This window comes from Kitasatospora sp. NPDC006697 (genome assembly GCF_042869935.1).
In the GTDB taxonomy this organism is placed as follows: Bacteria; Actinomycetota; Actinomycetes; order Streptomycetales; family Streptomycetaceae; genus Kitasatospora.
This window is the reverse complement of record NZ_JBIAGU010000015.1, coordinates 26,710-51,798: the sequence shown is the minus strand read 5'-3', so window position 1 is coordinate 51,798 and position 25,089 is coordinate 26,710. Positions and strand designations below refer to the sequence as shown.

Below are 25,089 nucleotides of genomic sequence, written 5' to 3'. Positions count from 1 at the left end.
GTGGACAGGCGGAACCGCCCGCGCCGGTCACCCGCCGGCGACCGTGCTGGCGCGCACCACGAGCTCCGGCGGGACGGTGACGTGCACCGCGGCCGCCGCGGGCTCCTCGATCCGGGCGAGCAGCAGGTCGACCCCGGCGCGGCCGATGGCCGCGAAGTCCTGCCGCACGGTGGTCAGCGGCGGGACGAAGTAGTCCGACTCCGGGAGGTCGTCGAACCCCGCCACGGCGAGGTCCGCCGGCACCCTCAGCCCGGCCTCGCGCAGGGCCCGCAGCACGCCGAGCGCCATGTGGTCGTTGGCGACGAAGACCGCCGTCGGCCGCGCGGCGTCGGCCAGGCCGGCGCGGGCCTCGGCGAGCAGCCTGCCCGCCCGGTAGCCGGAGGCGGCGCTCCAGTCCCCGTCCAGGTGCCGGGGGACCGGGAGGCCGGCCGCCTCCAGCGCCGCGCGCCAGCCCTCGAACCGCCCTTCGGCCTCCAGCCACTGGCGCGGGCCCGCCACGTGCCACACGGCGGTGTGACCGAGCGCCAGCAGGTGCTCCGTCACCAGCCGCGCCCCGCTGTACTGGTCCAGCGCCACGCCCGGCAGGTCCAGGTCGTGGCCGCCCTCCACGGTGACGATCGGGAACGGCGCCTCCAGCCGGAGCAGCGCGGTGACCGTCCGCTGGTGCGGGGTCATCACCACGACCCCCTCCACGCCCCAGGCCGCGAGGTGGTCGACGGCCTTGCGCAGGGCGCTCTCGCTCAGCTCGTCCAGGCTGACGGCGGCGACCAGGTAGCCGGCCTCCCGGGCCGCGTGCTCGAGGGCGGAGAGGATGCTGGCGGGTCCGTAGAGCGTGGTGTTGGCGGCGACCACCCCGAGCGTGCGGGAGCGCTTGGTGACCAGCGCCCGCGCGGCCGGGTTGGGCCGGTAGCCCAGCTCCGCGATCACCTCGCGCACCCGGGTCCGGGTCGCCTCCCGCACGTTGGGATGGTCGCCGAGCACCCGGGACACCGTCTGGTGCGAGACGCCCGCGACCTTGGCGACGTCCGCCATCGTCGGTGCCCGCCGGTCGGCGCCCTCGCTCACGTGCCCCTCCACGGGTCCGTTCCCCTGCGGTGCCGGTGAACCGCCTGTACACCGCAGACTACTCAACCGGGGCGGAACACGGGGGCGGCCGCCCCCGTGCCCCGGCCCGCCGGCCCGGTCAGCCGACCTTGGCCAGCGAGAGCAGCTGGTAACCGCCGCAGGTGTTCCAGGAGTTCGACATGGTGACCACGTAGCCCGCGGGGATCGGGGAGTTGCCGCAGACCTGGAGGCTGCTCTGGCCGTTGACCAGCAGGAGGACGTAGCGCAGGTAACCGCCGCAGGTGTTCCAGGACTCCTCGTCGGTGATCACGTAGCCGGCCGGGACGGTGGAGTTGCCGCAGGCCAGCAGGCTGGCCTGGTTGGCGACCTTCTGGATGGTGTAGCGCAGGTAGCCGCCGCAGGTGTTCCAGGACTCCTCGTCGGTGATCACCCAGCCGCCGGGGATGGGGGAGTTGCCGCAGACCAGCAGGCTGGTCTGGGTGGTGACCTGGGTGAGGTAGTAGAGCCGGTAGCCGCCGCAGCTGTTGGTGGTCTCCTCGTCGGTGATGACGTAGCCCGCGGGGATCGGCGAGTTGCCGCAGACGGTCAGCGGACCCGTGTAGGTCGGGGCCGCCGGCGCCGCCTGGGCCGGGCCCGTGGTGGCGATCAGTGCGCCGAGCAGCAGGGCCGCGCCCGCCAGCAGTCGCATGACGTGGTGTCGCAGACTCCTCAAGTCAGCCTCCAGGTCCGAGTGCACGTGGGTGCACGCCGTAGCTTGTAGACGGATATGTATGTGACCTGACGGTCCATCCGTTTCAGCTCATGGTGGCAGAGTTGGCAGCGGCCTGGCATGAGCAGATCCAGCCAATGGGACGGCCGACCTCCGCCCACCTGGGCCGACCGGTACGGCCACGCGGTCCGGCTCCCGGAGACCCAATCGTGACCCGCACGCCCCATTGACCGTCACAGTTGTTAGCGCTAACAATACCTCGACGCCGCACTCGGCCACCGTCGGCCGAGTCCCTTGCCGCCGTCGTCATCCACCCATGCACGATCCGATTCGGGAGCCGCCATGCCGGAAGGCAGGACCACCAGTGCCGCCCAGCCGGTGATGGCTGATGTGGCCGCGCTGGCCGGCGTTTCCCACCAGACGGTCTCGCGTGTTCTGAACGGCAGTCCCCATGTGCGTGCCGAAACCCGGCAGCGGGTCCTGGCCGCAATCCGCGAACTCGACTACCGTCCCAACACCGCCGCTCGCGCCCTGGTCACCCGCCGTTCCCAGACCCTCGGGGTGATCACCTTCGACGGCACCCTCTACGGGCCCTCGCAGATGCTCCACGGAATCGAGCAGGCCGCCCGCGGAGCCGGCTACTTCATCAGCATCGCGAGCCTGCGCAGCCAGGACGCCCGCTCGGTCCACGAAGCCGTGGACCGGCTCCGGGACCAGGCCGTCGAGGGCATCGCGATCATCGCCTCGCGGGCCTCCACGGTGGCGGCGCTGGCCCGCGAGAACGCCCCGGTACCGCTGGTGACGGTCGGTCCGATCGACCCCGGGCAGCAGCTGTCCGGGGCCGGGGTGGACAACGAGGCGGGCGCCCAGGAGGCCGTGCGCTACCTGCTCGACCTCGGGCACCGGACCGTCCACCACGTCGCCGGACCGGGGGACTGGCTGGAGGCCGACGCCCGCCGGGCCGGCTGGCGGCGGGCCCTGGAGGCCCGGGCCCGGCCGATCCCGCACAGCCTGGCGGGGGACTGGTCGGCCCGGTCCGGCTACGAGGCCGGACTGCGGCTCTCCGGGAACCCGGCGGTGACCGCGGTGTTCTGCGCCAACGACCACACGGCCCTCGGCGTCGTCCGGGCGCTCCACGAAAAGGGCATCCGCGTCCCCGAGGACGTCAGCGTGGTGGGATTCGACGACATCCCCGAGGCCGGATTCCTGACCCCGCCGCTCACCACCGTCCGGCAGGATTTCGGCGAACTCGGACGCCGGGGCCTCGAACTCCTGCTGGCCGGAATCCGCTCCGCCGATCCGCCCGCCGCGAAAACCGGCGGCGGCCACCGGAACGCGACCGTCGCCCCCGAACTGGTCGTCAGGACCAGCAGCGGGCCGCCCCGTCACTGAAAGGCCGCAGCCCACCCGAACCGGCGTGATTCCACCGCAGCCCGGAATTGCGCATCCGCAAGAAACTTCCGTTCCCCGCATGTCTTTGCACCACTCCGCACAGCTCAGCAGATTCCGGAAGAGGACAGACACATGAGCGTCACCCCCACCCGTTCCACCAGAAGCCTCCGGTTGGCCGCCATCGCGGCCGTCGCCTCGCTGGCGCTGGCCGTGACCGCCTGCTCCAAGCAGGGCGCCGGCAGCAGCAGCTCGAACAGCGGCTCCGGCTCCTCGGGCGCCGCGGCCGCGCCGGTGGTCCAGGGCGACATCACCTTCAACGACGCCAACCTGAGCAAGCTCGACGACGCGCTGAAGGGCGCGCTGGCCGGCAAGGACCTGTCCAAGCTGGACCTGGCCATGGTGGTCAACGTCTCGGTGGACTACTGGAACGCGGGCAAGGTCGGCTTCAACAAGGGCCTGGCCGACCTCGGCGTCCAGGGCACCTTCCAGGCCCCGGCCAACGGCCGGCTGGACCAGCAGCTGTCGATGATCCAGACCATGCGCGGCCAGAACATCTCCGCCTTCTCGGTCTCGGCGATCGACCCCAGCGCGATCAAGGCGCCGATCCAGGACGCCGCCGGCGCCGGCGTGCCGGTGCTGGCCATCGACTCGCCGCTGCCGGCCGAGGACGGCGCCGCGCTCTACCTCGGCACCCCCAACTACCAGGCCGGGCAGAAGGCCGGCGAGGCGATGAAGGCCGCGCTCGGCGGCAAGGGCGAGGTCGTCGTCCTGGTCGGCTCGCTCACCGCCTCCAACGCCGTCGAGCGCATCCAGGGCTTCGAGGACTCGCTCAAGGGCACCGACATCAAGGTGATCAACAAGCTCGCCGACAACATGGACGCCTCCAAGGCGCTGACCAACGCCCAGACCGCCATCCAGACCGACCCCAACGTGACCGGCCTGTACGGCGTCTACTCCTACGACGGCCCGTCCGCCGCGCAGGCCGTGCAGGCGGCCGGCAAGTCCGGCAAGGTCAAGGTCATCTCGGACGACTCCGACCCGCAGACCCTGACCTTCATCAAGCAGGGCGTCATCCAGGCCACCATCGTCCAGTCGCCCTACCAGCAGGGCTACACCGGCGCCTACCTGCTCGCCGCCCTGAAGGTGCTCGGCAAGGACGCGACCCTCGCCCTGGTCAAGCCCTACCTGGAGTCCGACGGCACCACGCTGAGCTCCGGCGTCGGCGTCGTCACCCAGGCCAACCAGAGCGACTTCTCGGCCAAGCAGATGCAGCTCGGCATCACGGGGTGATGTCGTGACCAGCAACGCTTCCCCCACCGGCGCCGGACCGGCCGCGGTCCTGCGCGCGGTGCAGAAGAGCTACGGGCCGGTCACCGTACTGGACATCCCCGAGCTGGAGCTGAAGCGTGGTCAGATCACCTGCGTGGTCGGGGAGAACGGTGCGGGAAAGTCCACCCTGATGGGTGTGCTCTCCGGCACCGTCTCCCCGACCCGGGGTGAGGTGCTGATCGCGGGTCAGGCCCTGCAGCCGGGACGGCCCGACCACGCCAAGGCGCTCGGCGTCAGCATGGTGGCCCAGGAGTTCCCGCTGGTCGGCGGGCTCAGCGTGGCGGAGAACCTGCTGCTGGGCCGGCACACCCGGGCCAGCGCGAAGGCGGGCCCGCTGCGCCGGGCGCTGTTCGACCGATCCGGCACCCGCGAGGAGGCCCGGGACCTGCTCGCCGACATCGGCGTGCACGGCATCGACGTGGACCGCCCGGTCTCGCAACTCCCGGTCCCGCTGCGGCAGATGATCGAGATCGCGAAGGGCTGGGGCAACCGGCCGCTGGTGCTGATCCTGGACGAGCCGACCTCCTCGCTCGGCCCGGTCGAGGCCGGCAAGGTGCTCGACCTGGCCCGCCGGCACACCGCCAACGGCGGCGCGGTCCTCTTCATCGGCCACCGGCTGGACGAGGTACGCGACATCGCCGACCGCGTGGTGGTGCTGCGCGGCGGCCGGCTGGTCGCCGACCTCACCCCCGAACAGGCCACCGAGGAGCGGATGATCCGCGAGATGGTCGGCAGCGAACTCGCCCACAGCGACACCGCTCCGCCCGACTCCACGACCGACCGCACCGTGCTGACCGCCCGCGGGCTCACCGCCGACGGACTCGGCCCGGTGGACCTGGAGCTGAAGGCCGGTGAGATCGTCGGTGTGGCCGGGCTGATGGGCTCGGGCCGCAGCCGGCTGCTGCACACCATCATGGGCGCCCAGCCCCGGACCGGCGGCGAGACCGGGCTCAACGGCAGGCCGTTCCACCCGAAGCACCCGGCCGAGGCCGTGGCGGCCGGGATCGGGCTGGTCCCCGAGGACCGGAAGGAGCAGTCCCTGCTGCTCCAGCACCCGGTGCGGTGGAACGCCACCCTGGCCACGCTGCGCCGCGACTCCTGGCACGGCGTGCTCACCCCGGCCGGTGACAAGGAGCGCTCGCAGCAGATCGTCAAGGACCTCGGCGTGCGGATGCACTCCCAGGAGCAGCCGATCGGGTCGCTCTCCGGCGGCAACCAGCAGAAGGTGGTCTTCGGGCGCTGGCTGCACGCCGAGCCCGACCTGCTGCTGCTGGACGAGCCCACCCGCGGCGTGGACGTCGGGGCGAAGGCCGAGATCTACCAGCTCATCGACCGGGCCGCGACGAACGGACTGGCCGTCCTGGTGGCCTCCTCGGAACTCGAGGAGCTGCTGCGGATGTGCCACCGGATCGTGGTCATGGCCCACGGGCGGATCGTCGCGGACCTGCCGCGCGAGCAGTTCAGCAAGGAACGGATCATGACAGCGGCGGCCGGTACCCAGCCGCTGATCGCAGGCTCGGAGGCAACGGCATGACCACCCAGACCACCCAAGTCAAGCCGGGAGTGGGCGCGCCCTCGCGCAGCTGGCTGCGGACGCTGGTCGAGACACCCGAGGTGGGCGTCGTCGTCGCGTGCGTCGCGGTGTTCATCGCCCTCGCCCTGGCCCGGGACACCTTCGCCAGCGCGGTCAACCTGCAGGGCATGGGCTTCGACCTGGCCCAGTACGGCATGATCGCGATCGGCGAGTCGCTGGTGATCCTCACCGGCGGGATCGACCTGTCGGTGGGCGCGCTGCTCGGCACCTCGGTGATCCTGATCTCCTGGTTCAACGTGCGGGCGGGCCTGCCGGCCGGCGTCGCGGTGCTGGCCACCCTGGCCATCACCGGACTGATCGGCCTGTGGCACGGCCTCGCGGTGACCCGGCTGAAGATGCCGCCGTTCGTGGTCACGCTGGTGACCTACACGGTGGCCCAGGGCGTCACCCTGGCGATCACCTCGGGCACCTCGATCGTGGGCATCTCCGGCTTCTTCGGCGACATCGGGCAGTCGTACCTGGCGCAGATACCGGTTCCGCTGATCCTGTTCGTCATCGTGGTGGTGGCGGGCTGGTTCTTCCTGGAGCGCACCTTCGCCGGCCGCCAGGTCTACGCGGTCGGCGGCAACCCGGAGGCGGCCCGGCTGGCGGGCATCCGCGGCGACCGGCGGATCGTGTCGATGTACGTGACCAGTTCGCTGCTCTCGGGGATCGGCGCGATGCTGGTGCTCGGCCGGATGGGCGTCGGCTCGGCCAGCGGCGTCGGGGTCGGCTGGGAGCTCCAGGCCATCGCGGCGGCCGTGATCGGCGGCGTCAGCCTCACCGGCGGGCAGGGGCGGATCATCGGCATCGTCGCGGGCACCGTGCTGCTGGAGCTGATCAGCAACGGCCTGACCACCCTGCAGATCAACTCCAACTACACCCAGATCGTGCTCGGCGGCGTGCTCGGCATCGCCATCCTGGCCGACCGCCTGCGGGCCAAGGCCGTCGCCAAGCGCAGCTGACCCCGAGCCGGGTTCCACCTTTCACCGAGTTCCACCTCCCGATGGTCGCCGGAGCGTCCCTACCAACGCTCGGGCGACCCCCCCACCCACCGAGGGAGTTCACCATGTCGAAGAGCACCTGGCTCCACCGAGCCCGGCGCACACTGCTGGGGGCCGGGGCGGCCATCGCCCTGGCCGCCGGCCTGCTCGCCGGCACCGCCGGCACCTCCCAGGCCGCCGCCTCGGGCCCCTGCGACCTCTACGCGGCCGGCGGCACGCCGTGCGTGGCCGCGCACAGCAGCACCCGGGCGCTCTACGCGGCCTACAACGGGCCGCTCTACCAGGTGAAGCGGGCCTCCGACGGCAGCACCAAGGACATCGGGGTGCTGACCGCCGGCGGCTACGCCAACGCGGCGGCGCAGGACGCCTTCTGCGCCGGCACCAGCTGCCTGATCACCGTGATCTACGACCAGTCCGGCAAGGGCAACCACCTCACCCAGGCCCCCGCCGGCGGCGCGGCGGGCGGCCCGGACAACCTGGCCAACGCGGTGGAGGCCCCCGTCACGGTCGGCGGCCACCAGGTCTACGGCGTCTACATCGCCCCCGGCACCGGCTACCGCGACGACCACACCAACGGCATCGCCACCGGCGACCAGGCCGAGGGCATGTACGCGGTGCTGGACGGCACCCACTACGACGGCGGCTGCTGCTTCGACTACGGCAACGCCGAGACCAGCGACACCGACACCGGCAACGGCCACATGGAGGCCATCTACTTCGGCAACATCAAGGTCTGGGGCTACGGCTCCGGCAACGGGCCGTGGGTGATGGCGGACCAGGAGAACGGCCTGTTCTCCGGTGCCGGCACCGGCTACAACGCCAACGATCCGAGCATCTCCGACCGCTTCGTCACGGCCGCCGTCAAGGGCGGGCCGAACCAGTGGGCGATCCGGGCCGGCAACGCCCAGTCGGGCGGGCTGTCCACCTACTACAGCGGCGCCCGCCCGAACGCCGCCGGCTACAACCCGATGCACAAGGAGGGCGCGATCATCCTCGGCATCGGCGGCGACAACAGCAAGGGCTCCTCGGGCACCTTCTACGAGGGCGTGATGACCGCCGGCTATCCCTCGGACGCCACCGAGAACGCCGTCCAGGCCAACATCGCCGCCGTCGGCTACGCCAGCACCAGCACGGCCGGCACGGCGCTCACGCCCGGCTCGCGGGTCTCGCTGAAGGCCACCACCGCCTGCTGCACCGGCGACTACGTCACCCATGACGACGCCGACAGCAAGGTCGTCATCTCGCCCGTGACCTCGGCGAGTTCGGCGACCCTGAAGGGGGACGCCTCCTGGATCGTGCGGGCCGGCCTGGCGAACTCCTCCTGCCTGACCTTCGAGTCGGCGAACCAGCCCGGCAAGTTCCTGCGGCACTCCAACTACGAGCTCTACTCGAGCGTTGACGACGGCGGAGGCACCTTCGGGCAGGACGCCACCTTCTGCCCGAAGGCCGGAAACAGCGGCACGGGGTACTCCTTCCAGTCGGTCAACTTCCCGACCAGGTACCTGCGCCACTACTCCTACACCGTCTACATCGCGAGCAACGGCGGCAGCAATGCCTGGGACGCCGCCTCGAGTTGGGCCGACGACACCAGCTGGCTGGTCGCCCAGCCCTGGAGCTGACGCCCGGACCGCCTGCAGTGCGCGCCCCCGCCACCGTCCCACGGTGGCGGGGGCGCGCGCCGTCAGCGCCGTCAGCGCCGCGAGGGCCGGGCCGGGACCGAGGTGTGCGCGGGGACGGGCACCGGGGAGGGCTGCGGGAACTGCACGCAGGCCGTCTGCGGTGCGGCGGTGCTCAGGCCGAACCGGCAGGCGGTGGCGGTGAGTTTGATGGTGATGAAGTCGGCGATCTGGGCGCCGAACCGGATCGGCCGGCCGTTGATGGTGATGTCGCCGACCGTGAAGTTCCGGCCCTGCGGCACCTCGTAGACGGCGCGCACCGGATGGGTGGCGTCGCCGCGCTGGTAGCTCCAGTAGCTCTTCGGGTCGGAGCCGTCAGGGGTGGCCCAGCCGTCCGTGGCCAGGTCGTTGAAGTAGAGCCCGACCGGGTCGGCCAGCGAGATGTCGGCCTTCTGCCGGGCCAGGGCGTTGACGGCGCCGCCGATGTGCGGGTCGCTGTTGCGCTCGGCCTGCCCGTACTTGCCGCACTGGATCAGCTCCTGCTCGGTGCTGAGCGGCTGTCCGTTGATCACGCGCACGATGCTGGCGGCCGCGGCGAGTTCGATCTCGGCGCCGAGGGTGTTGTTGGCCTGGACGAGGTGCATCGCGCCGTTGGTGGTCGAGTCGTTCCAGCGGTTGCGCGGCTTGTACTCGCCGGCCACCGTGAACAGGTCGCCGTGCTGCACGCCCGGGTCGATGTGGGTCCGGTAGAGCGCCAGGACGGCGGCGGGGTCGGTCTGGGCCAGCAGCGACCAGTACTCGGGGCCCTCGCAGGTGAAGGTGACCTTGGTGATCTTGCCGCTGGTGTCGCGGAAGACGCTCCACTCGCAGTACTCGTCCTGGACGTCCCGGCTGGCGTCGGCACGCTGCCAGCGCTGCGGGTCGCTGATCGAGTTGACCTTGATGATCCGGGGGAAGGCGGTCCAGGTGACGGTGGCCTGGGTGGCGTCGGCGGCGGTGTCGGTCTTGGTGAGGTCGTAGAACTGGCCACGCGGGCTGTCGTTGAGGGCCTGGCCGGGGTCCGGGCCCTTGACGGCCTGGTCGACGCTGTCGCTGATGAAGGTGTTCCAGGCCGCCTTCCCGTTGGCGTCCAGGTCGGTGAGGTTGCCGGGCGGGGCGTACGAGGGCAGCGTGCTCATGCGGGGGCTCCCTTGCGGTGGAGGGGGGTTCAGGAGGTGACGGTGGCGTCTTCGAGCATCCGGAGGCGGTGCGCCGAGGCGGGGATGGTGGTGGCCGGCAGGGTGAGCTCGAACTCGTTGAGCCGCATCGCCTTGAACTCCCGGCGGCGGGACTCGGCCAGCCGCACGTACTCCTCGAAGCCCGCCCGGGTGGCGATCCGGGCGGCCACCCGGCCGAGGTAGCCGTCGATGCGGGTGGCGAAGGCCTGCTGCCAGGCGGTGTCGGGCAGCGCCCAGTCGGCGGCGAAGCGGGCCTCGGGGCTGGTGGGCGGCAGGATTCCCGCGGCCGTGGTGATGGCCTGGGCGACCTGCTCGGTCAGGGTGGCGGCCGGGGTGGGGGTGGTCGGCACATAGGTCAGCAGGTGGGCGCGGTCCGCGCTGAAGACCGGGTTGGCGAAGTCGACCATCAGCGCGCAGGCCGCGAACTTCGCCGTGATCAGCCCGGTCTGCACCATCTGGCGGACGACGTCGTTGTCCTCCAGCGCCGGCTCGGGCACCACGAAGGCGAAGAAGGTGTCGCCGGGTTGGCTGAAGCCGCTGACCCGCTCCCGGAGGTGGAAGCCGAAGGTGGTCAGAGCGGCGAGGTACTCGGCCGCCGGGGCCTTGGGCAGGTCGGCGGTGACCGGCAGCGCGAGGTCGTTGATCAGCGCGTCGCCGTTCAGCCAGAAGCCGACCGGCAGCGGGAAGTCGGGGCCGGCGGCCGTGACGGTGGCGCTCTGCACGGCGCTGCTGGCCAGGTTGACCGAGGTGGTGGTGAAGAGCTGGCGCAGCAGGTGGTCCGGGTGGTCGACCGTCCCGGTCCTGGTGACGGCGGCCAGCCGCGCCGTGGTCCAGCGGGCCACCAGCGAACGGACCGTCAGCTCCAGGTTCTCCGCGCCGACCAACTGGGCGAGCAGCGGGTCGGCCGACACCGGGCTGCCGGCGGGCAGGTGGATGGTGGCCGACTGGGACTGCCAGTTGCTCCAGGGCAGGGTCAGTTCCTTCATCACCACGCTGCCGTTGATGTGGCTGTCGAAGCAGCCCCGGCCGCGCGAGGCCGGCGCGAGCGCGGACCAGGAGTCGCCGGCCCACACCCAGCTCGGGCTGATCCGCGAGTAGTAGTTGAACACCCCGGCGCCCGGATCCCAGGCCGCCACCTGGAGGAAGGTGGTGGCCGGGTCCTCGCCCGCGCCGGTGCTGATCAGCAGGTCCACGTCCTTGGGCTGCAGGGCCGTCCGGGTGATCGCCCAGCGGAAGTCGCGCAGCGGGGCGGGGGAGGCGGTCGGCGGGATCTGGCCGGCCTCGCCGATCAGGTAGACGGCGTTCGGCAGCGGTCCGGGCGGTTGCGGCAGGCCGGCGAGCAGGTCCTGGACCGTCATCGGGAACACGCCCTTGCGGAAGAACAGCACCGCCATCGGATCGCCCAGCCCGGCCAGCTGCTGCGGGTCCATCGGCACGGCCTGCGCGTCGACGCCGCTGACCCTGCGGTAGAGCTGCCCGGCGCCGAGACCGACCGGGCCGGCGCCGCACCCGTCGTTCGCGGGCGCGCCGGGCGGGACGGCCTCGGATTCCGCCTCCGCCGCTGCCTCGGCCGACCAGGCGGTGGCGCGGCGCCGCTCGTGATACTCCATCAGCAACCGGGCCTTCCCGCGAAGTACGACAAGTTGGAATACGGACGAAGCTAGCCGTCTCCGTCGCCGACCCCGGTCATCTCGCGGGCACGCCGCCGCGGACCACCCACCTGGCGCACACCGGGCGGATCAGCGCCCGGACTGGGTGAAGCTGCCCCCGAGGTAGCGGAACTCCGGGTCGTCGGCCGACAGTTCGCCGAGCTCGGCGAGCAGCCCGGCGGCAAAGGCCTCGGCGTCGTCCTGCGGCCGGTAGCCCAGTGCCCGGGCCGAGGAGAGGTCCCACCAGGCCCGGGTGTTCGCCGAGATCCCGTAGACCACGGTGTGGCCGGAGACCGGCCCGCTGAGGGCGGCGTCCACCAGCCGGGCGCAGTCACCTGGGCTGAGCCAGCTGCCGAGCATCCGCACGCTGCGCGGCGCCGGGGCGAAGGACCCGATCCGCAGCGAGACCGTCTCGATGCCGTGCCGGTCGGCGTAGAGGGAGGCCAGGTTCTCGCCGAAGCACTTGGAGACCCCGTAGTAGGTGTCGGGCCGCTGCGGGGTATCGGCCGGCACGGAGCCGCCCTCCGCGGGCCGCTCGGTGAAGCCGACCGCATGGTTGCTGCTGCCGTACACGACCCGCCGCACCCCCGCCGCCCGCGCGGCGTCGTAGAGCCGGTACGTGCCCTCGATGTTGGCGGCCAGGATGTCGGCGAACGGCGCCTCCCCCGGTATCCCGGCCAGATGGACCACCGCGTCGACCCCCTCCATCGCCGCGGCCAGCGCCCCGGCGTCCAGCAGGTCGGCGGTGATCGCCCCGGGATCCCCGGGCACCGGCAGGAGGTCGAAGGACCGCAGCCGGTAGCCGTAGCCGGGCAGCAGCTCCCGCAGGCTGCTCCCGATACGGCCGGCGGCACCGGTGAGCAGCACCAGGCGGGGTCGGTTCACCATCTGTGGCATCTCCATCTCTCGCTCGTCCGGCCGGTCGGGCTGGCAGGCCGGTTCGGCGTGACGATACGTGATGGGTCGACAGAGACCGCGTGAATTAAGCCTCCTGGCCGGCGGGGCGCCGTCTCACGGCCGGGCCGCACCGAGGGCCTGGAAGGTCCCCGCCGCAGCGAACGCCTCGGCGATCGGCGCGATCAGCGAGGCGAAGCGGCGGGCGCCCGCCTCGCCGATCGGGGACCAGAGGGCGGTGCAGTGCTCGTCCGTCTCCGCTTCTATCCGCTCCCGTGCCGCGCGGCCGGACTCCGTGACCGCGGCGCCGTCGGGGGTCAGCCATCCGCGGGCGACCAGGCGTGCCGCGGCCGCGGCCCACTCCTCCTCGGTCCAGTGGCGGGTGGCCTTGGTGAGGGCTTCGGAGAGGCCCCCCGTCGCGGTGTGCAGGACGAGGCAGTCGCACGGGCCGAGGTCGTGGGCGGCCAGGACGGCGAGGTGGGCGTCGCCGCGCCACTCCCGGACCACGGTGATCTGCTGCCAGAGGGCGGTGAGCGGGTCGGAGGGCAGCGGGACGGAGGCGTTCGCGGCCGCCAGGACCTTGCCGGCGTAGTCGGCGCCGGCGACGACCGGGTCGATCAGCGATCGCGCCTCCTCGATCCGGTCGGCGGTGAGGGGCACGCCGACGCGCCGCATCGCCCGCTCGGCCGCGCGGAAGCGGGCCTGCTGCCACTGGGCGGGCGGGGCGGCGTCCCAGACGCCCACCATGGTTTGCACGGCCCGCGGGCTGAAGTTGTAGAAGGCGGCGAGGGTGACCTGCCAGGGGACCGCGCCAAGGGCGGCCGACCGGAGGGCGAAGTACCTGGGCGCGCGGTCGGTCACGCCGAACTCGGCGGCCTCCTCGGCGGCTTCGGGGACGAGGTAGATGAACAGGTGGGCCGCGCTCACAGCTCGGGCGGCCTCGCGGACGGCGTCAGGGTGCATCTCGGTTGACCCCTTCGGGAGATGGGCAGGCATGACGCGACCGGGCCGGCAGCCGACCCGGAGAGTGTCGATCGATCATAGGACAGATAATCGATTATCTGCCCTGCTGTCTATGCTCACCCCATGACTCGAACGACCCACGGCCCGTCCTCGCCCGGAGGAAGCACGCTCTCCGAGCAGGTCCACGCGCACCTGTGGGAGGCGATCATGCGCGGGGAGTACGCCCCCGGCGACCCCCTGCGGCCCCAGGACCTCGCCAGGGAGCAGGGGGTGAGCCTGGCCGTGGTGCGCGAGGCGCTGGTCCGGCTGGTGGGCGAGGGCCTCGCCGACCGGCTGCCCAACCGGGGCTTCGCCCTCCCGGCCTTCTCGGACCGCCGCTGGCAGGAGGTGGCGGAGGCCCGCGGGACCGTCGAGCCGGCGGTGCTGCGGATGTCCGTCGAGCGCGGGGACGTCGACTGGGAGGCGCGGGTGCGGGCCGCCCACCACCGCCTGGCCCGCACCCCGGCCTACCTGCCCGGGGAGGGCGAGCACTACGGCAGTGCCTGGGCCGAGGCCCACCGGGTGTTCCACCGCACCCTGTTGGAGGGGTGCGGCAACCCCGTGCTGCTGGAGACCTTCGACCGGCTGTGGACCGCGAGCGAGCTGGCCCGGCGCTGGTCGGCGCGCCGCACGCCCGGACGGGACGGCATCGAGGAGCACCGGCGGCTGGAGGAGGCGGCACTGGCCCGCGACGCCGACACCGCGGCGGAGGTGCTGGTCCGGCACCTCACCCGGACCGCGGACGCACTGACCGGCGACTCCCCGCAGCCGCCCGGCTCCTGACGGGCGGTCGGGCTTCCCCTTTTGCGAACTGCCCGGGGGCGGGACGTGGTGCGGGTGCTGACCCCCCGTGAACTGGGCCTGCGCCTGGCCGATATCCCGGCCGAACTCGGCCTGCGCGACCGCGTGCAGGCGGTCGCCCTCGCCTACCGGGTCGGGCTGGTGCCACCGGAGTCCGGCGGCTGACCGAAGGTGCGCGGCGGTTCCGGCCGCCGCGCAGGTGTGAACGCTCATATCCGCGCGCATCGATAGAATGCCCCGACCTGGGAGCAGCCGTGTCCAGGCATCGACGAGGGAGCGCCCGTGGGAACAGCAGCCGACGGCACGGAGCAGCGCCAGCCGGTGATGGCGGACGTCGCGAAGCTGGCCGGGGTCTCCCACCAGACGGTGTCCCGGGTGCTCAACGGCGCGCCGCACGTGCGTCCCGACACCAGGGAGCGGGTGCTGGCGGCGATCCGCGAGCTCGACTACCGGCCCAACTCCGCCGCCCGCGCGCTGGTGACCCGGCGGTCGCAGACGCTCGGCGTGGTGAGCTTCGACAGCACGCTGTACGGGCCGGCCTCGATGCTGGACGGCCTCGAGCGGGCGGCCCGCAGCGCCGGATACTTCGTCAGCGTCGCCAGCCTGCGCTCGCTGGACACCCGCTCGGTCCAGGAGGCGGTGGACCGGCTGCGCGACCAGGGCGTGGAGGGCGTCGTGGTGATCGCGCCGCAGACCTCGGCGACCAGCGCGGTCGCCAGGCTGTCCAGTTCGGTGCCGGTGGTGGCGGTCGGCTCGGGCGCCCAGGCCCGGGTGCCGATGGTCTCGGTGGACAACCGGGCGGGCGCCGAGGCCGCCACCCGGCACCTGCTGGACCTCGGGCACCGCACGGTGCACCACCTGGCGGGACCGGCGGGCTGGATGGAGAGCGAGGACCGCCAGGCCGGCTGGCGCGCCACCCTGGAGGCGGCCGGCGCCGAGGTGCCCAAGGCCGAGACCGGCGACTGGAGCGCGCGCTCCGGCTACGAGGCCGGACTGCGGATCGCCCGGGCCGAAGGGGTCACCGCGGTCTTCTGTGCCAACGACCACATGGCGCTCGGCCTGCTCCGCGCCTTCCACGAGGCGGGCCGGTCGATCCCCGGGGACATCAGCGTGGTCGGGTTCGACGACATCCCGGAGGCGGCCTACTTCACCCCGCCGTTGACCACCCTGCGGCAGGACTTCGGGGAGCTGGGTCGGCGGGCCCTCGAACTGCTCGTCGCGGAACTGACGGTCGGCCGGGCGGTCCGGACGCCGGCCGAGGTCCGGATCTCGCCCGAGACGGTGCTGCGCCGCAGCACAGGGCCCGCCGCCCGCGGCTGAACCGGCGGGCCCGGACCGTGACATGACGGCGCGTTCGCGCGGTGGGGGCCGTGCGGCGCGGCACTCCGGCGTACGGCGCCCCGCTCTCCGTCCGCTGTCCACCGCACGCCGCCCTCCGCGCCGCACGCCGTATGCCCCCCCTCCGCGCCGGACGCCGCACGCCGCCCTTCCGCGCCGCGCGGTGCCGCGCCCGCCGGCGCGGAGCACCCCGCTGACCCCGCGCCGACCCCCCGCTGACCACGGCGGATCAAGCCGTGGCCGCGCAGTCGGACACAGGTCTTGACAGGCCAATTGTTAGCGCTAACAATCGGTTCGCCGGCTGCTGCCGGCCACCTCAGCCCCCGACTCCGCCGAACGGCACCGGATCCCGCTTCCCGCCGTCGGCGGCCCTGCTCCGCCTTCCCCGGAAGCGCGGAGCGGACGGCTGGTCGCCGACCCCCGCGATGGCGCGGGGACGCGTCGGCGACCGGCCGCGACAGCGCACTCCTCTCGAATCTCGAAGCGAAGGACCATCACGTGACCGTGCCGCCTGCCAGTCCGGACCCGGAGAGCTACGTCGTCGGCATCGACTTCGGCACCCTCTCCGGTCGAGCCGTGGTGGTCCGCGTCCGGGACGGCGAGGAGCTCGGGACCGCCGTCCACGAGTACCCGCACGCCGTCATCGAGCAGCGGCTGCCCGGCACCGGCGCGGCGCTGCCCCCGGACTGGGCGCTCCAGCACCCCGCCGACTGGCGCGAGGTGCTGCAGACCGCCGTCCCCGCCGCGGTGGCCGCGGCGGGCATCGACCCGGCCCGGATCATCGGCATCGCGACCGACTTCACCGCCTGCACGGTGCTGCCCACCCGCGCCGACGGCACCGCGCTCGCCGAGACCGCCCAGTGGGCCGAGCGCCCGCACGCCTGGCCCAAGCTGTGGAAGCACCACGCCGCGCAGGAGCAGGCCGACCGGATCAACGCCCTGGCCCACGCCCGCGGCGAGAAGTGGATCGCCCGCTACGGCGGCAAGATCTCCGCCGAGTGGCAGTACGCCAAGGCGCTGCAGGTGCTGGAGGAGGACCCGCAGGTCTACGCCGCGTGCGAGCGCTGGATCGAGGCGGCCGACTGGATCGTCTGGCAGCTCACCGGCGCCGAGAGCCGCAACGCGTGCACCGCCGGCTACAAGGGCATCTACCAGGACGGCGGCTACCCCGGCGAGGACTACCTGGCCGCGCTGCACCCCGGGTTCGCCGACTTCGCCCGCACCCGGCTGGAGCACCCGCTCGCCCCGCTCGGCTCCCGGGTCGGCTCGCTGACCGCCGAGGCCGCCGCCTGGACCGGCCTGCCGGAGGGCATCGCGGTCGCCGCCGGCAACGTGGACGCCCACGTCGCCGCGCCCGCCGCCCGGGCCGTGGAGAACGGCCAGCTGCTCGCCATCATGGGCACCTCCACCTGCCACGTGGTCAACGGGCCCGTGCTCGCCGAGGTGCCCGGCATCTGCGGCGTGGTCGAGAACGGCATCGTCACCGGCAGCTACGGCTACGAGGCCGGCCAGAGCGCCGTCGGCGACATCTTCGCCTGGTGGCTGCGCCAGGGCCTGCCCGCCGACTACCTGGCCGAGGCCGAGGCCGCCGGCGAGGACGCGCACCAGCTGCTCACCCGCAAGGCCGCGGGCCAACCCGTGGGCGGACACGGCCTGGTGGCGCTGGACTGGATGAACGGCAACCGCAGCACCCTGGTCGACCACGACCTCTCCGGCGTGATCGTCGGCCTCACCCTGGCGACCCGCCCGGAGGAGGTCTACCGCGCCCTGTTGGAGGCCACCGCCTTCGGCACCCGGGTCATCGTGGAGGCGCTGGAGCAGGGCGGGGTGCCGGTCACCGAGTACATCGTCACCGGCGGGCTCGGCAAGAACGCCCTGCTGATGCAGATCCACGCCGACGTGCTGCGCCGCCCGGTCTCGCTCGCCGTCTCCGAGCAGGGACCGGCCCTCGGCTCCGCCATCCACGCCGCCGTCGCCGCCGGCGCCCACCCCGACGTGCGGACCGCCTCGGCGGCGATGGGCCGGGTGCGCAAGGCGGTGTACCAGCCGGACCCGGCCCGGGCCGACGCCTACGACCTGCTCTACGCCGAGTACCGCGAACTGCACGACCGTTTCGGCACCGACGGCGCGCTGCACCGGCTGCGCCGCATCCGCAACGCCGCGCTGGCCGCCGCCGGCGCCGCCCCGACCGCCCCGAGCGAGGCACCGTGACCACGACCATCGACGCGATCCGCCGCCAGGTCAGCGACCTGCACCAGGAGTTGGTGCGCTACGGCCTGGTGGTCTGGACGGCCGGCAACGTCTCCGCCCGGGTCCCGGGCGAGGACCTGCTGGTGATCAAGCCCAGCGGCGTCTCCTACGACGAGCTGACGCCCGAGAACATGATCCTCTGCGACCTGGACGGCAACGTGGTGGAGGGCGGGCACTCGCCCTCCTCCGACACCGCCGCGCACGCCTACGTCTACCGCCACCTGCCCGAGGTGGGCGGCGTGGTGCACACCCACTCCACCTACGCCTGCGCCTGGGCGGCCCGCGGCGAGGCCGTCCCCTGCGTCCTCACCGCGATGGCCGACGAGTTCGGCGCCGAGATCCCGATCGGCCCGTTCGCCCTGATCGGCGACGACTCGATCGGCCGCGGGATCGTGGAGACCCTGAAGGGGCACCGCTCGCCCGCCGTCCTGATGAAGAGCCACGGCGTCTTCACCATCGGCAAGGACGCCAAGGCGGCGGTCAAGGCCGCCGTGATGTGCGAGGACGTGGCGCGTACCGTGCACATCTCCCGCCAGCTCGGCGATCCCCTGCCGATCGCCCAGGCCGACATCGACAGCCTCAACTTCCGCTACCAGAACGTCTACGGCCAGCGCCCCGCGGCCCAGTAAGGAGCCAGCAGTGAACCGGACCACCGAGGGACCCGAGATCTGGTTCCTGACGGGCAGTCAGGAGATGTACGGCGAGGAGACGCTGCGCCAGGTCGCCGAGCAGTCCCGGGCGATCGCGGACCTGCTGGCGGACTCCGCCGAGCTGCCGGCCAGGATCGTCTGGAAGCCGGTGCTCACCGGCGACGCGGCGATCCGCCGGATCTGCCTGGAGGCCGACGCCGAGGACCGCTGCATCGGCCTGATCACCTGGATGCACACCTTCTCCCCGGCGAAGATGTGGATCACCGGCCTGTCGGCGCTGCGCAAGCCGCTGCTGCACCTGCACACCCAGGCCAATGTCGACCTGCCCTGGCAGTCCATCGACATGGACTTCATGAACCTGAACCAGGCCGCCCACGGCGACCGCGAGTTCGGCTTCATCCAGACCCGGCTCGGGGTGGCCCGCAAGACCGTCGCCGGCCACGTGAGCAACCCGGCCGTGACCGCCCGGATCGCGGCCTGGGCCCGGGCCGCCACCGGTCGCGCCGAGCTCGGCAGCCTGCGGCTGGCCCGGTTCGGCGACAACATGCGCGATGTCGCGGTGACCGAGGGCGACAAGGTCGAGGCACAGCGGCGGTTCGGCGTCTCGGTCAACACCTACGGCGTCAACGACCTGGTGGCAGCGGTGGATTCGACCTCCGACAAGGAGGTCGGCGAGCTGGTCGAGGAGTACGCGGAGAGCTACCGCCTCGCCCCCGAGCTGCGGGCGGACGGCGAGCAGCACGAGTCGCTGCGCTACGCGGCGCGGATCGAACTCGGCCTGCGCGGCTTCCTGGACGCGGGCGGCTTCAAGGCGTTCACCACCAACTTCGAGGACCTGGGCGGGCTTCGCCAGCTGCCCGGCCTGGCCGTGCAGCGGCTCATGGCCGACGGCTACGGCTTCGGCGGCGAGGGCGACTGGAAGACCTCGCTGCTGCTGCGCACCCTCAAGGCGATGTCCGCCGGCCGGCCCGGCGGCACCTCGTTCATGGAGGACTACACCTACCACCTGGCGGCGGGCGAGGAGCTGGTGCTCGGCGCGCACATGCTGGAGGTCTGCCCGAGCATCGCCGCCGACACGCCCTCCTGCGAGATCCACCCGCTCTCCATCGGCGGCCGGGAGGACCCGGTGCGGCTGGTCTTCGACGCCGCCCCCGGCCCGGCCGTGGTGGTCGGCCTGGCCGACCTCGGCGACCGGTTCCGGCTGGTCGCCAACGAGATCGACGTGGTCGAGCCCCCGGCACCGCTGCCCAACCTGCCCGTCGCCCGGGCGGTCTGGCGGCCCCGCCCCGACCTGGCCGGCTCCGCGGAGGCCTGGCTGACCGCCGGCGCCCCGCACCACACCGTGCTCTCCAGCGCGGTCGGCACCGAGGAGCTGGACGACCTCGCGGAGATGCTGGCCGTGGAGCTGCTGGTGATCGACGCCGACACCACGCTGCGCCGGTTCACCCGGGAGCTGCGCTGGAACCAGGCCTACCACCGCCTGGCCCAGGGCTTCTAGGAGCTGTCGACAACCCCCGGTCCGCGGGAGCCCGTAGCAGGAGCTCCCGCGCGTGGACGGGCCCGGACGGCGTCTTGCGCCGCGCCGCCCGAGCCCGTCCACGGCCCTCAGCGGGGCCGGGTCAGCCGGTCAGCCGAGGGACCACTTCTGGTTGCTCTGGCCGCTGCAGGTCCAGAGCTGGGCGAGGGTGCCGTTGGCGGTGGCGGCTCCGGTGACGTCCAGGCACAGGCCGGACTGGACGCCGGTGATGCTGCCGTCGCCGTTGAGGTGCCACTGCTGGTTGCTCTGGCCGTTGCAGGTCCACACCACGACCTTGGTGCCGTTGGTGGTGCCCTTGCCGGAGGCGTCCAGGCACAGCTGGCTGCTGCCGCTGTAGACGGTCAGCTGGTCCGAGGAGGTGTGGGTCCAGGTCTGGTTGGTACCGCCCCAGCAGTCGTAGATCTGCACCTGGGTACCCGCCGTGGTCGAGGCGTTCGGCACGTCCAGGCACTTGCCCGCACCCACCGCATGCAGCTCACCGGTGGTTCCGCCGCCGCCACCACCCCCGCCGGGGGAGCCGCCGAGGGCCGCCAGCGCGGCTCCGTAGGCGGGCTTGGGCTGGTAGTTGTTGTCGTACATGGTGGCCGCGCCGTAGCCGGGGAAGGTCCCGGGGATCCAGGAGTGCCCGTCGTCGATGCCCCACTGGGAGACGCCCACGCAGCCGGTGACGGCGAGGCAGTCGTTCACCACCGTGCTGTAGTCGGTGGCCTGCTGGGCCAGGCTGCCGCTGTTGGCCGGGAGTTGGATGCGGTCGTCGAGCTCGGTGACCGCGACGTTCACGCCGAGCGCGGTGAAGCGCTGCATGTTGGCCTTCATGTCGCTGGGTACCTGCCCGACGATGAAGTGGCTCTCGAGGCCGACGCCGTCGATCGGCACGCCCTGGGACTTGAGCGAGGCGACCAGGTTGTACATCGCGTTGCTCTTGGCGTTCTCGCCCTCGATGTTGTAGTCGTTCAGGTAGAGCTTGGCGTTGGGGTCGGCGGCGTGCGCGGTGCGCAGCGCGTCGGCCAGGTAGCCGCTGCCCATGGCGTTGTAGAAGGCGTCCTGGCGCAGCGAACCGTCCTCGTTGAACGGCTCGTTGACCACGTCCCAGGCGTAGACCTGGCCCTTGTAGTGGGTGGCCTCGGTGGTGATGTGGGACTCCATCACGCCCTTCACCTGGTTGGAGGGCAGGTTGCTGACCCAGCCGGGCAGCTGGCTGTGCCAGACCAGGTTGTGGCCGCGCACCCGCATGCCGTTGGCCTTGGCGAACGAGACGATCTGGTCGCCGGGCCCGAAGTTGTAGTTGCCGTTGGAGGGTTCGGTGGTGTCCCACTTCATCTCGTTGCCCGGGGTCACCATGTCGAACTGAGCTCCGGCGATGGAGGTTTCGCCGCTGACACCGAGATCGCCGTCGGTCAGCGCGGTGCCGAAGTACCGGGAGTCGGCCTCGGCCGCGGCCTTGAGCGTCGTGCCGGCCGCCGCGGCGGGGGTGGCGGTGGCCGCGGCCGGCAGGCCGATCGCGGTCGCCAGGGCGGCGGTCAGCAGGACGGAGCGGGCACGGTGCAGTGCCCTCCGCGCCGTTTCGGGATGCATCTTTCGACCTCCAGCGGTCGTTCCGGGTGGGGGCGCACGCCGAGGTCGCCGGTGTACGGCCGGCGGCTCATGGGTGCGCACGGAAAGGGGTGTGGGGGAGTGGGAACGGCGACCACCGCCCAGCGGCCGAGCCGGCAGGCGCGGCACAGGCCGTCCGGCAACGGCGCTGGCCGTCCGGCAACGGCACTCGGCGGGTCGGCTCCCGTGGCCAGGAAAGCCGCAGGCCGATCCGGGCGTCAATACGAGGTTGAAAGTTTCGGCGGTATTTCGAAAGTTCTACCCCCGGCGAGGGGTGCCGATCGGCCGCTGACCAGGGCAGGGCCGGTCCGACCGCCCGCCGGGCCCAAAACCCTTTTCTGCGCGCTCCCTTGACAGTCGGCCGGGCGCGCTGCACCGTCTCTTCCCGTGACGTCCTCCCCGTGGACCGGCATCCCGGGGCCCAGGATGTTAGCGCTAACACCCCACCCCCCGTTCGCGCTTCAGGGAGAAGTCCGGATGAAAATCCCCCATGTCTGGCGCCGCCTGCGGCGGTCACTGCGAAGCACCACGCCCGCCCGGGCGGGCGCCGCGGTCGTCATCCTGCTCGGTGCGCTGGTGACCGCCGGAACCGCGGCCGGGCCGGCCCAGGCCGCCACCCAGGGCCCGTGCGACCTCTATGCGGCGGGCGGCACGCCCTGCGTGGCCGCGCACTCCACCACCCGGGCGCTGTACGGCTCGTACAACGGCCCGCTCTACCAGGTCCGGCGCGCCTCCGACGGCAGCACGGCCGACATCGGCCTGCTGGCCGCGGGCGGCTACGCCAACGCGGCCGCGCAGGACTCCTTCTGCTCCGGCACCAGCTGCGTGATCACCGTGATCTACGACCAGTCGGGCAAGGGCAACAACCTCACCCAGGCCCCCGGCGGCGGTGCCGCCCCCAACCCGGACAACCTCGCCAACGCCACCTCCGCGCCCGTCACCGTCGGCGGGCACGCGGCGTACGGCGTCTTCATCCCGCAGGGCACCGGCTACCGCGACGACCACACCAACGGCATCGCCACCGGCGACCAGCCGGAGGGCATGTACGCCGTGCTGGACGGCAGCCACTACAACGGCGGCTGCTGCTTCGACTACGGCAACGCCGAGACCACCAACCACGACGACGGCAACGGCACCATGGAGGCCATCTACTTCGGCAACATCAAGGTCTGGGGCTACGGCTCCGGCAACGGGCCGTGGGTGATGGCGGACCAGGAGAACGGCCTGTTCTCCGGGGTCAACGCCGGCTACAACGCCAACGACCCGAGCGTCAACGACCGCTTCCTGACCGCCATCGTCAAGGGCGGGCCGAACCAGTGGGCGATCCGCTCCGGCAACGCCCAGTCCGGCGGCCTGGCCACCGACTACAGCGGCCCGCGCCCCAACGTCAACGGCTACAACCCGATGCACAAGGAGGGCGCGATCATCCTCGGCATCGGCGGCGACAACAGCAACGGCGCGGCCGGCACCTTCTACGAAGGCGTGATGACCTCCGGCTATCCGAGCGACGCCACCGAGAACGCCGTCCAGGCGAACATCACCGCCGCCGGCTACACCACCTCCACCAGTGCCGGTGCGACGGGTGAGCTGCATGCGGTGGGTGCGGGCAAGTGCCTGGACGTGCCGAACGCCTCGACCACGGCGGGTACCCAGGTGCAGATCTACGACTGCTGGGGCGGTACCAACCAGACCTGGACCCACACCTCCTCGGACCAGCTGACCGTCTACAGCGGCAGCAGCCAGCTGTGCCTGGACGCCTCCGGCAAGGGCACCACCAACGGCACCAAGGTCGTGGTGTGGACCTGCAACGGCCAGAGCAACCAGCAGTGGCACCTCAACGGCGACGGCAGCATCACCGGCGTCCAGTCCGGCCTGTGCCTGGACGTCACCGGAGCCGCCACCGCCAACGGCACCCTCGCCCAGCTCTGGACCTGCAGCGGCCAGAGCAACCAGAAGTGGTCCCTCGGCTGAAGCCGACGCCAGATGGCTTGACAGCCCAATTGTGAGCGTTAACAATCTTCTTGCTGTCAAGTGAGAACTCCGCCGGCCCGAGGTGACTGCCCCCAGGCCCACACCTCCGGCCGGCGGCCCAGGGTTCCGCTCCTCCCGAGGGTGGGGAGCGGGACGAGGCCTGCCGCCGGTGCGGCTCCCGCCACTGCCTGAACGGGAGCCGCGCGGGCGGCGGGCGAATTCCGGTCCGGTGCGCGGCCGGGAGGGAGCGCGGGCGTCCCGGCCCCGGCCGGGCGCCGCGCTCCGAAGGGCACGCCCTAAGCTGGCGCGATGCCCCAGTTGACCAGCCTGCACGACCGCGCCGGCCTGGCGGCCCGGTTCCGGACCGCCCCCGCGCTACACCTGTTCGAACTCGGCGACCTCGACGACCTGTTGTGGCCGCACACCAGCTGGTACACGCTCGCGGACCGGGGCCCGGTGGCCCTGCTCTACGCGGTGGGCGAGCTGCCCACGGTGCTGCTCTCCGCGCCCGGCCCGCACGCCCCCGGGGTGGCCGAACTGCTGCGGGCGATGCTGCCGGTGCTCCCCAGGCGGTTCCTCGCCCACCTGCCGGAGCGGGCGGCCGACGCGCTCGCGCCGGACTACCGGGTAGCGCACCGGGTGCCGATGCTGCGGATGGCGCTGACCTCGCTCAGCGGAGCCACCGGTGACTGGCACCCGGCCCCGCTCGGCCCCGGCGACCTGGCCGACCTGCTCGCACTGTTCGCCGAGGCCTACCCCGGCAACTGGTTCGACGAGCGGATGCTGGCCACCGGCCACTACGTCGGCATCCGCCAGGACGGCCGGCTGATCGCCACCGCCGGCATCCACGCGCACAGCGCCGACCAGCGGGTGGCCGCGCTCGGCAACGTCACCACCCTGCCCGCCCTGCGCGGCCAGGGCGCGGCGGCCGCCTGCGTGACGGCGCTGTGCCGCCGGCTGGCCGCGAGCACCGACACCATCGGCCTCAACGTCCGGGCCGACAACCCCGGTGCGATCGACCTCTACCGGCGCCTCGGGTTCCGCACCCTGACCGCCTTCGAGGAGCTGGTGCTCGACGGCTCGTCGGGCTGACGCCGGGTCGCGACCGGCCGGTGTGATCGGGAGGAGACTCCCTAGAGCGGCGAACCGACCCGGTGCAGCGTGCCGTCCGGGTCCACGTAGCCGAACTCGCGCAGGCCGTAGTCGGTGTCGGTGGGCTCGGTCAGGCGGCCGGGCAGGTCGGCGGCGGCCCACTCGGCGTGCAACGCGTCGCTGTCGGAGACGTAGAGGTAGACCACCGCTCCCGACACCTTCGGGTCGTGCTCCGCCCACTCCGAGACGTGCAGCGTGACGGCGCCGCGCGAGACGAACCCGTACCGGGCCTCGCCCTGGTAGGCCCTGACACTGAAGCCCAGCCGGCGGTACCGGTCCAGGGCGGCCGCCAAGTCCCGTACCGGCACCACCGGTTCCACTCGTTCGAAGACCACTCCGTCGGCCAT

Annotated in this window: 21 protein-coding genes; 13 read left to right on the top strand and 8 right to left on the bottom strand. The window is 72.6% G+C overall.

Annotated features, from left to right (window positions below; genetic code table 11):
- Nucleotides 1-27: 27 nt before the first annotated feature.
- Together ACFYNO_RS21960 and ACFYNO_RS21955 are read right to left on the bottom strand one after the other, a co-directional pair.
- Nucleotides 28-1,032: a LacI family DNA-binding transcriptional regulator gene (locus ACFYNO_RS21960; RefSeq protein WP_388014977.1), complete on the bottom strand. Its 1,005-nt coding sequence runs from the start codon at nt 1,030-1,032 to the stop codon at nt 28-30.
- A 151-nt stretch (nt 1,033-1,183) separates the two neighbouring features.
- The gene (locus ACFYNO_RS21955; RefSeq protein WP_388014795.1) at nt 1,184-1,777 is read right to left on the bottom strand and encodes a hypothetical protein; all 594 of its coding nucleotides are present in this window, start codon (nt 1,775-1,777) and stop codon (nt 1,184-1,186) included.
- 339 nt (nt 1,778-2,116) lie between these two features.
- Between ACFYNO_RS21955 and ACFYNO_RS21950 the strand changes: the two genes are divergently transcribed.
- From ACFYNO_RS21950 to ACFYNO_RS21930, 5 genes are all read left to right on the top strand, one after another.
- Nucleotides 2,117-3,166 (top strand): LacI family DNA-binding transcriptional regulator, encoded by a 1,050-nt coding sequence (locus ACFYNO_RS21950; protein ID WP_388014792.1) that lies wholly within the window; start codon nt 2,117-2,119, stop codon nt 3,164-3,166.
- A 132-nt stretch (nt 3,167-3,298) separates the two neighbouring features.
- On the top strand, nt 3,299-4,456 hold the full coding sequence (locus tag ACFYNO_RS21945; protein WP_388014789.1) for a substrate-binding domain-containing protein: 1,158 nt from the start codon (nt 3,299-3,301) through the stop codon (nt 4,454-4,456).
- Between the two features lie 4 nt (nt 4,457-4,460).
- Nucleotides 4,461-6,029: a sugar ABC transporter ATP-binding protein gene (locus tag ACFYNO_RS21940; RefSeq protein ID WP_388014786.1), complete on the top strand. Its 1,569-nt coding sequence runs from the start codon at nt 4,461-4,463 to the stop codon at nt 6,027-6,029.
- Complete coding sequence (locus ACFYNO_RS21935; protein WP_388014783.1) at nt 6,026-7,033, top strand: ABC transporter permease; 1,008 nt, start codon at nt 6,026-6,028, stop codon at nt 7,031-7,033. The genes ACFYNO_RS21940 and ACFYNO_RS21935 overlap by 4 nt, the downstream gene beginning before the upstream one ends.
- Nucleotides 7,034-7,137: 104 nt before the next feature.
- The gene (locus tag ACFYNO_RS21930; protein WP_388014780.1) at nt 7,138-8,691 is read left to right on the top strand and encodes an alpha-L-arabinofuranosidase B; all 1,554 of its coding nucleotides are present in this window, start codon (nt 7,138-7,140) and stop codon (nt 8,689-8,691) included.
- Between the two features lie 71 nt (nt 8,692-8,762).
- On the opposite strand, the gene ACFYNO_RS21925 is transcribed toward ACFYNO_RS21930, so the two are convergent.
- The 4 genes from ACFYNO_RS21925 to ACFYNO_RS21910 all read right to left on the bottom strand — a co-directional run bounded on the left by ACFYNO_RS21925 (nt 8,763) and on the right by ACFYNO_RS21910 (nt 13,411).
- On the bottom strand, nt 8,763-9,866 hold the full coding sequence (locus tag ACFYNO_RS21925) for a hypothetical protein (RefSeq protein WP_388014777.1): 1,104 nt from the start codon (nt 9,864-9,866) through the stop codon (nt 8,763-8,765).
- A 29-nt stretch (nt 9,867-9,895) separates the two neighbouring features.
- Nucleotides 9,896-11,515, bottom strand: coding sequence for a hypothetical protein (locus ACFYNO_RS21920; protein ID WP_388014774.1), 1,620 nt, complete (start codon nt 11,513-11,515; stop codon nt 9,896-9,898).
- 129 nt (nt 11,516-11,644) lie between these two features.
- Nucleotides 11,645-12,439, bottom strand: coding sequence for an NAD-dependent epimerase/dehydratase family protein (locus tag ACFYNO_RS21915; protein ID WP_388014974.1), 795 nt, complete (start codon nt 12,437-12,439; stop codon nt 11,645-11,647).
- A 126-nt stretch (nt 12,440-12,565) separates the two neighbouring features.
- Nucleotides 12,566-13,411, bottom strand: a complete 846-nt coding sequence (locus tag ACFYNO_RS21910; protein WP_388014771.1) for a hypothetical protein — start codon at nt 13,409-13,411, stop codon at nt 12,566-12,568.
- A gap of 123 nt (nt 13,412-13,534) precedes the next feature.
- On the opposite strand from ACFYNO_RS21910, the gene ACFYNO_RS21905 reads away from it, so the two are divergent.
- From ACFYNO_RS21905 to araA, 6 genes are all read left to right on the top strand, one after another.
- Nucleotides 13,535-14,233 (top strand): GntR family transcriptional regulator, encoded by a 699-nt coding sequence (locus ACFYNO_RS21905; protein ID WP_388014768.1) that lies wholly within the window; start codon nt 13,535-13,537, stop codon nt 14,231-14,233.
- A gap of 54 nt (nt 14,234-14,287) precedes the next feature.
- Complete coding sequence (locus tag ACFYNO_RS21900) at nt 14,288-14,416, top strand: hypothetical protein (protein ID WP_388014765.1); 129 nt, start codon at nt 14,288-14,290, stop codon at nt 14,414-14,416.
- A 159-nt stretch (nt 14,417-14,575) separates the two neighbouring features.
- Nucleotides 14,576-15,571: a LacI family DNA-binding transcriptional regulator gene (locus ACFYNO_RS21895; RefSeq protein WP_388014971.1), complete on the top strand. Its 996-nt coding sequence runs from the start codon at nt 14,576-14,578 to the stop codon at nt 15,569-15,571.
- Nucleotides 15,572-16,087: 516 nt separating this feature from the next.
- Nucleotides 16,088-17,800 carry a ribulokinase gene (locus tag ACFYNO_RS21890; RefSeq protein ID WP_388014762.1) on the top strand — a complete coding sequence of 571 codons (1,713 nt, stop codon included), beginning with the start codon at nt 16,088-16,090 and terminating at the stop codon, nt 17,798-17,800.
- Nucleotides 17,797-18,468, top strand: a complete 672-nt coding sequence (locus ACFYNO_RS21885; RefSeq protein ID WP_388014759.1) for an L-ribulose-5-phosphate 4-epimerase — start codon at nt 17,797-17,799, stop codon at nt 18,466-18,468. Before ACFYNO_RS21890 ends, ACFYNO_RS21885 begins: the two co-directional genes overlap by 4 nt.
- A 10-nt stretch (nt 18,469-18,478) precedes the next feature.
- Complete coding sequence (gene araA, locus ACFYNO_RS21880; protein WP_388014756.1) at nt 18,479-19,987, top strand: L-arabinose isomerase; 1,509 nt, start codon at nt 18,479-18,481, stop codon at nt 19,985-19,987.
- A gap of 129 nt (nt 19,988-20,116) precedes the next feature.
- Here araA and ACFYNO_RS21875 read toward each other — a convergent pair whose 3' ends face one another.
- Entirely contained in the window at nt 20,117-21,601 is a 1,485-nt protein-coding gene (locus tag ACFYNO_RS21875; protein ID WP_388014753.1) for an endo-1,4-beta-xylanase, read from the bottom strand.
- A gap of 495 nt (nt 21,602-22,096) precedes the next feature.
- On the opposite strand from ACFYNO_RS21875, the gene ACFYNO_RS21870 reads away from it, so the two are divergent.
- Nucleotides 22,097-23,590, top strand: a complete 1,494-nt coding sequence (locus ACFYNO_RS21870; RefSeq protein ID WP_388014750.1) for an arabinofuranosidase catalytic domain-containing protein — start codon at nt 22,097-22,099, stop codon at nt 23,588-23,590.
- A 309-nt stretch (nt 23,591-23,899) separates the two neighbouring features.
- Nucleotides 23,900-24,682 carry a GNAT family N-acetyltransferase gene (locus tag ACFYNO_RS21865; protein ID WP_388014747.1) on the top strand — a complete coding sequence of 261 codons (783 nt, stop codon included), beginning with the start codon at nt 23,900-23,902 and terminating at the stop codon, nt 24,680-24,682.
- A gap of 41 nt (nt 24,683-24,723) precedes the next feature.
- On the opposite strand, the gene ACFYNO_RS21860 is transcribed toward ACFYNO_RS21865, so the two are convergent.
- The gene (locus ACFYNO_RS21860) at nt 24,724-25,089 is read right to left on the bottom strand and encodes a bleomycin resistance protein (RefSeq protein WP_388014744.1); all 366 of its coding nucleotides are present in this window, start codon (nt 25,087-25,089) and stop codon (nt 24,724-24,726) included.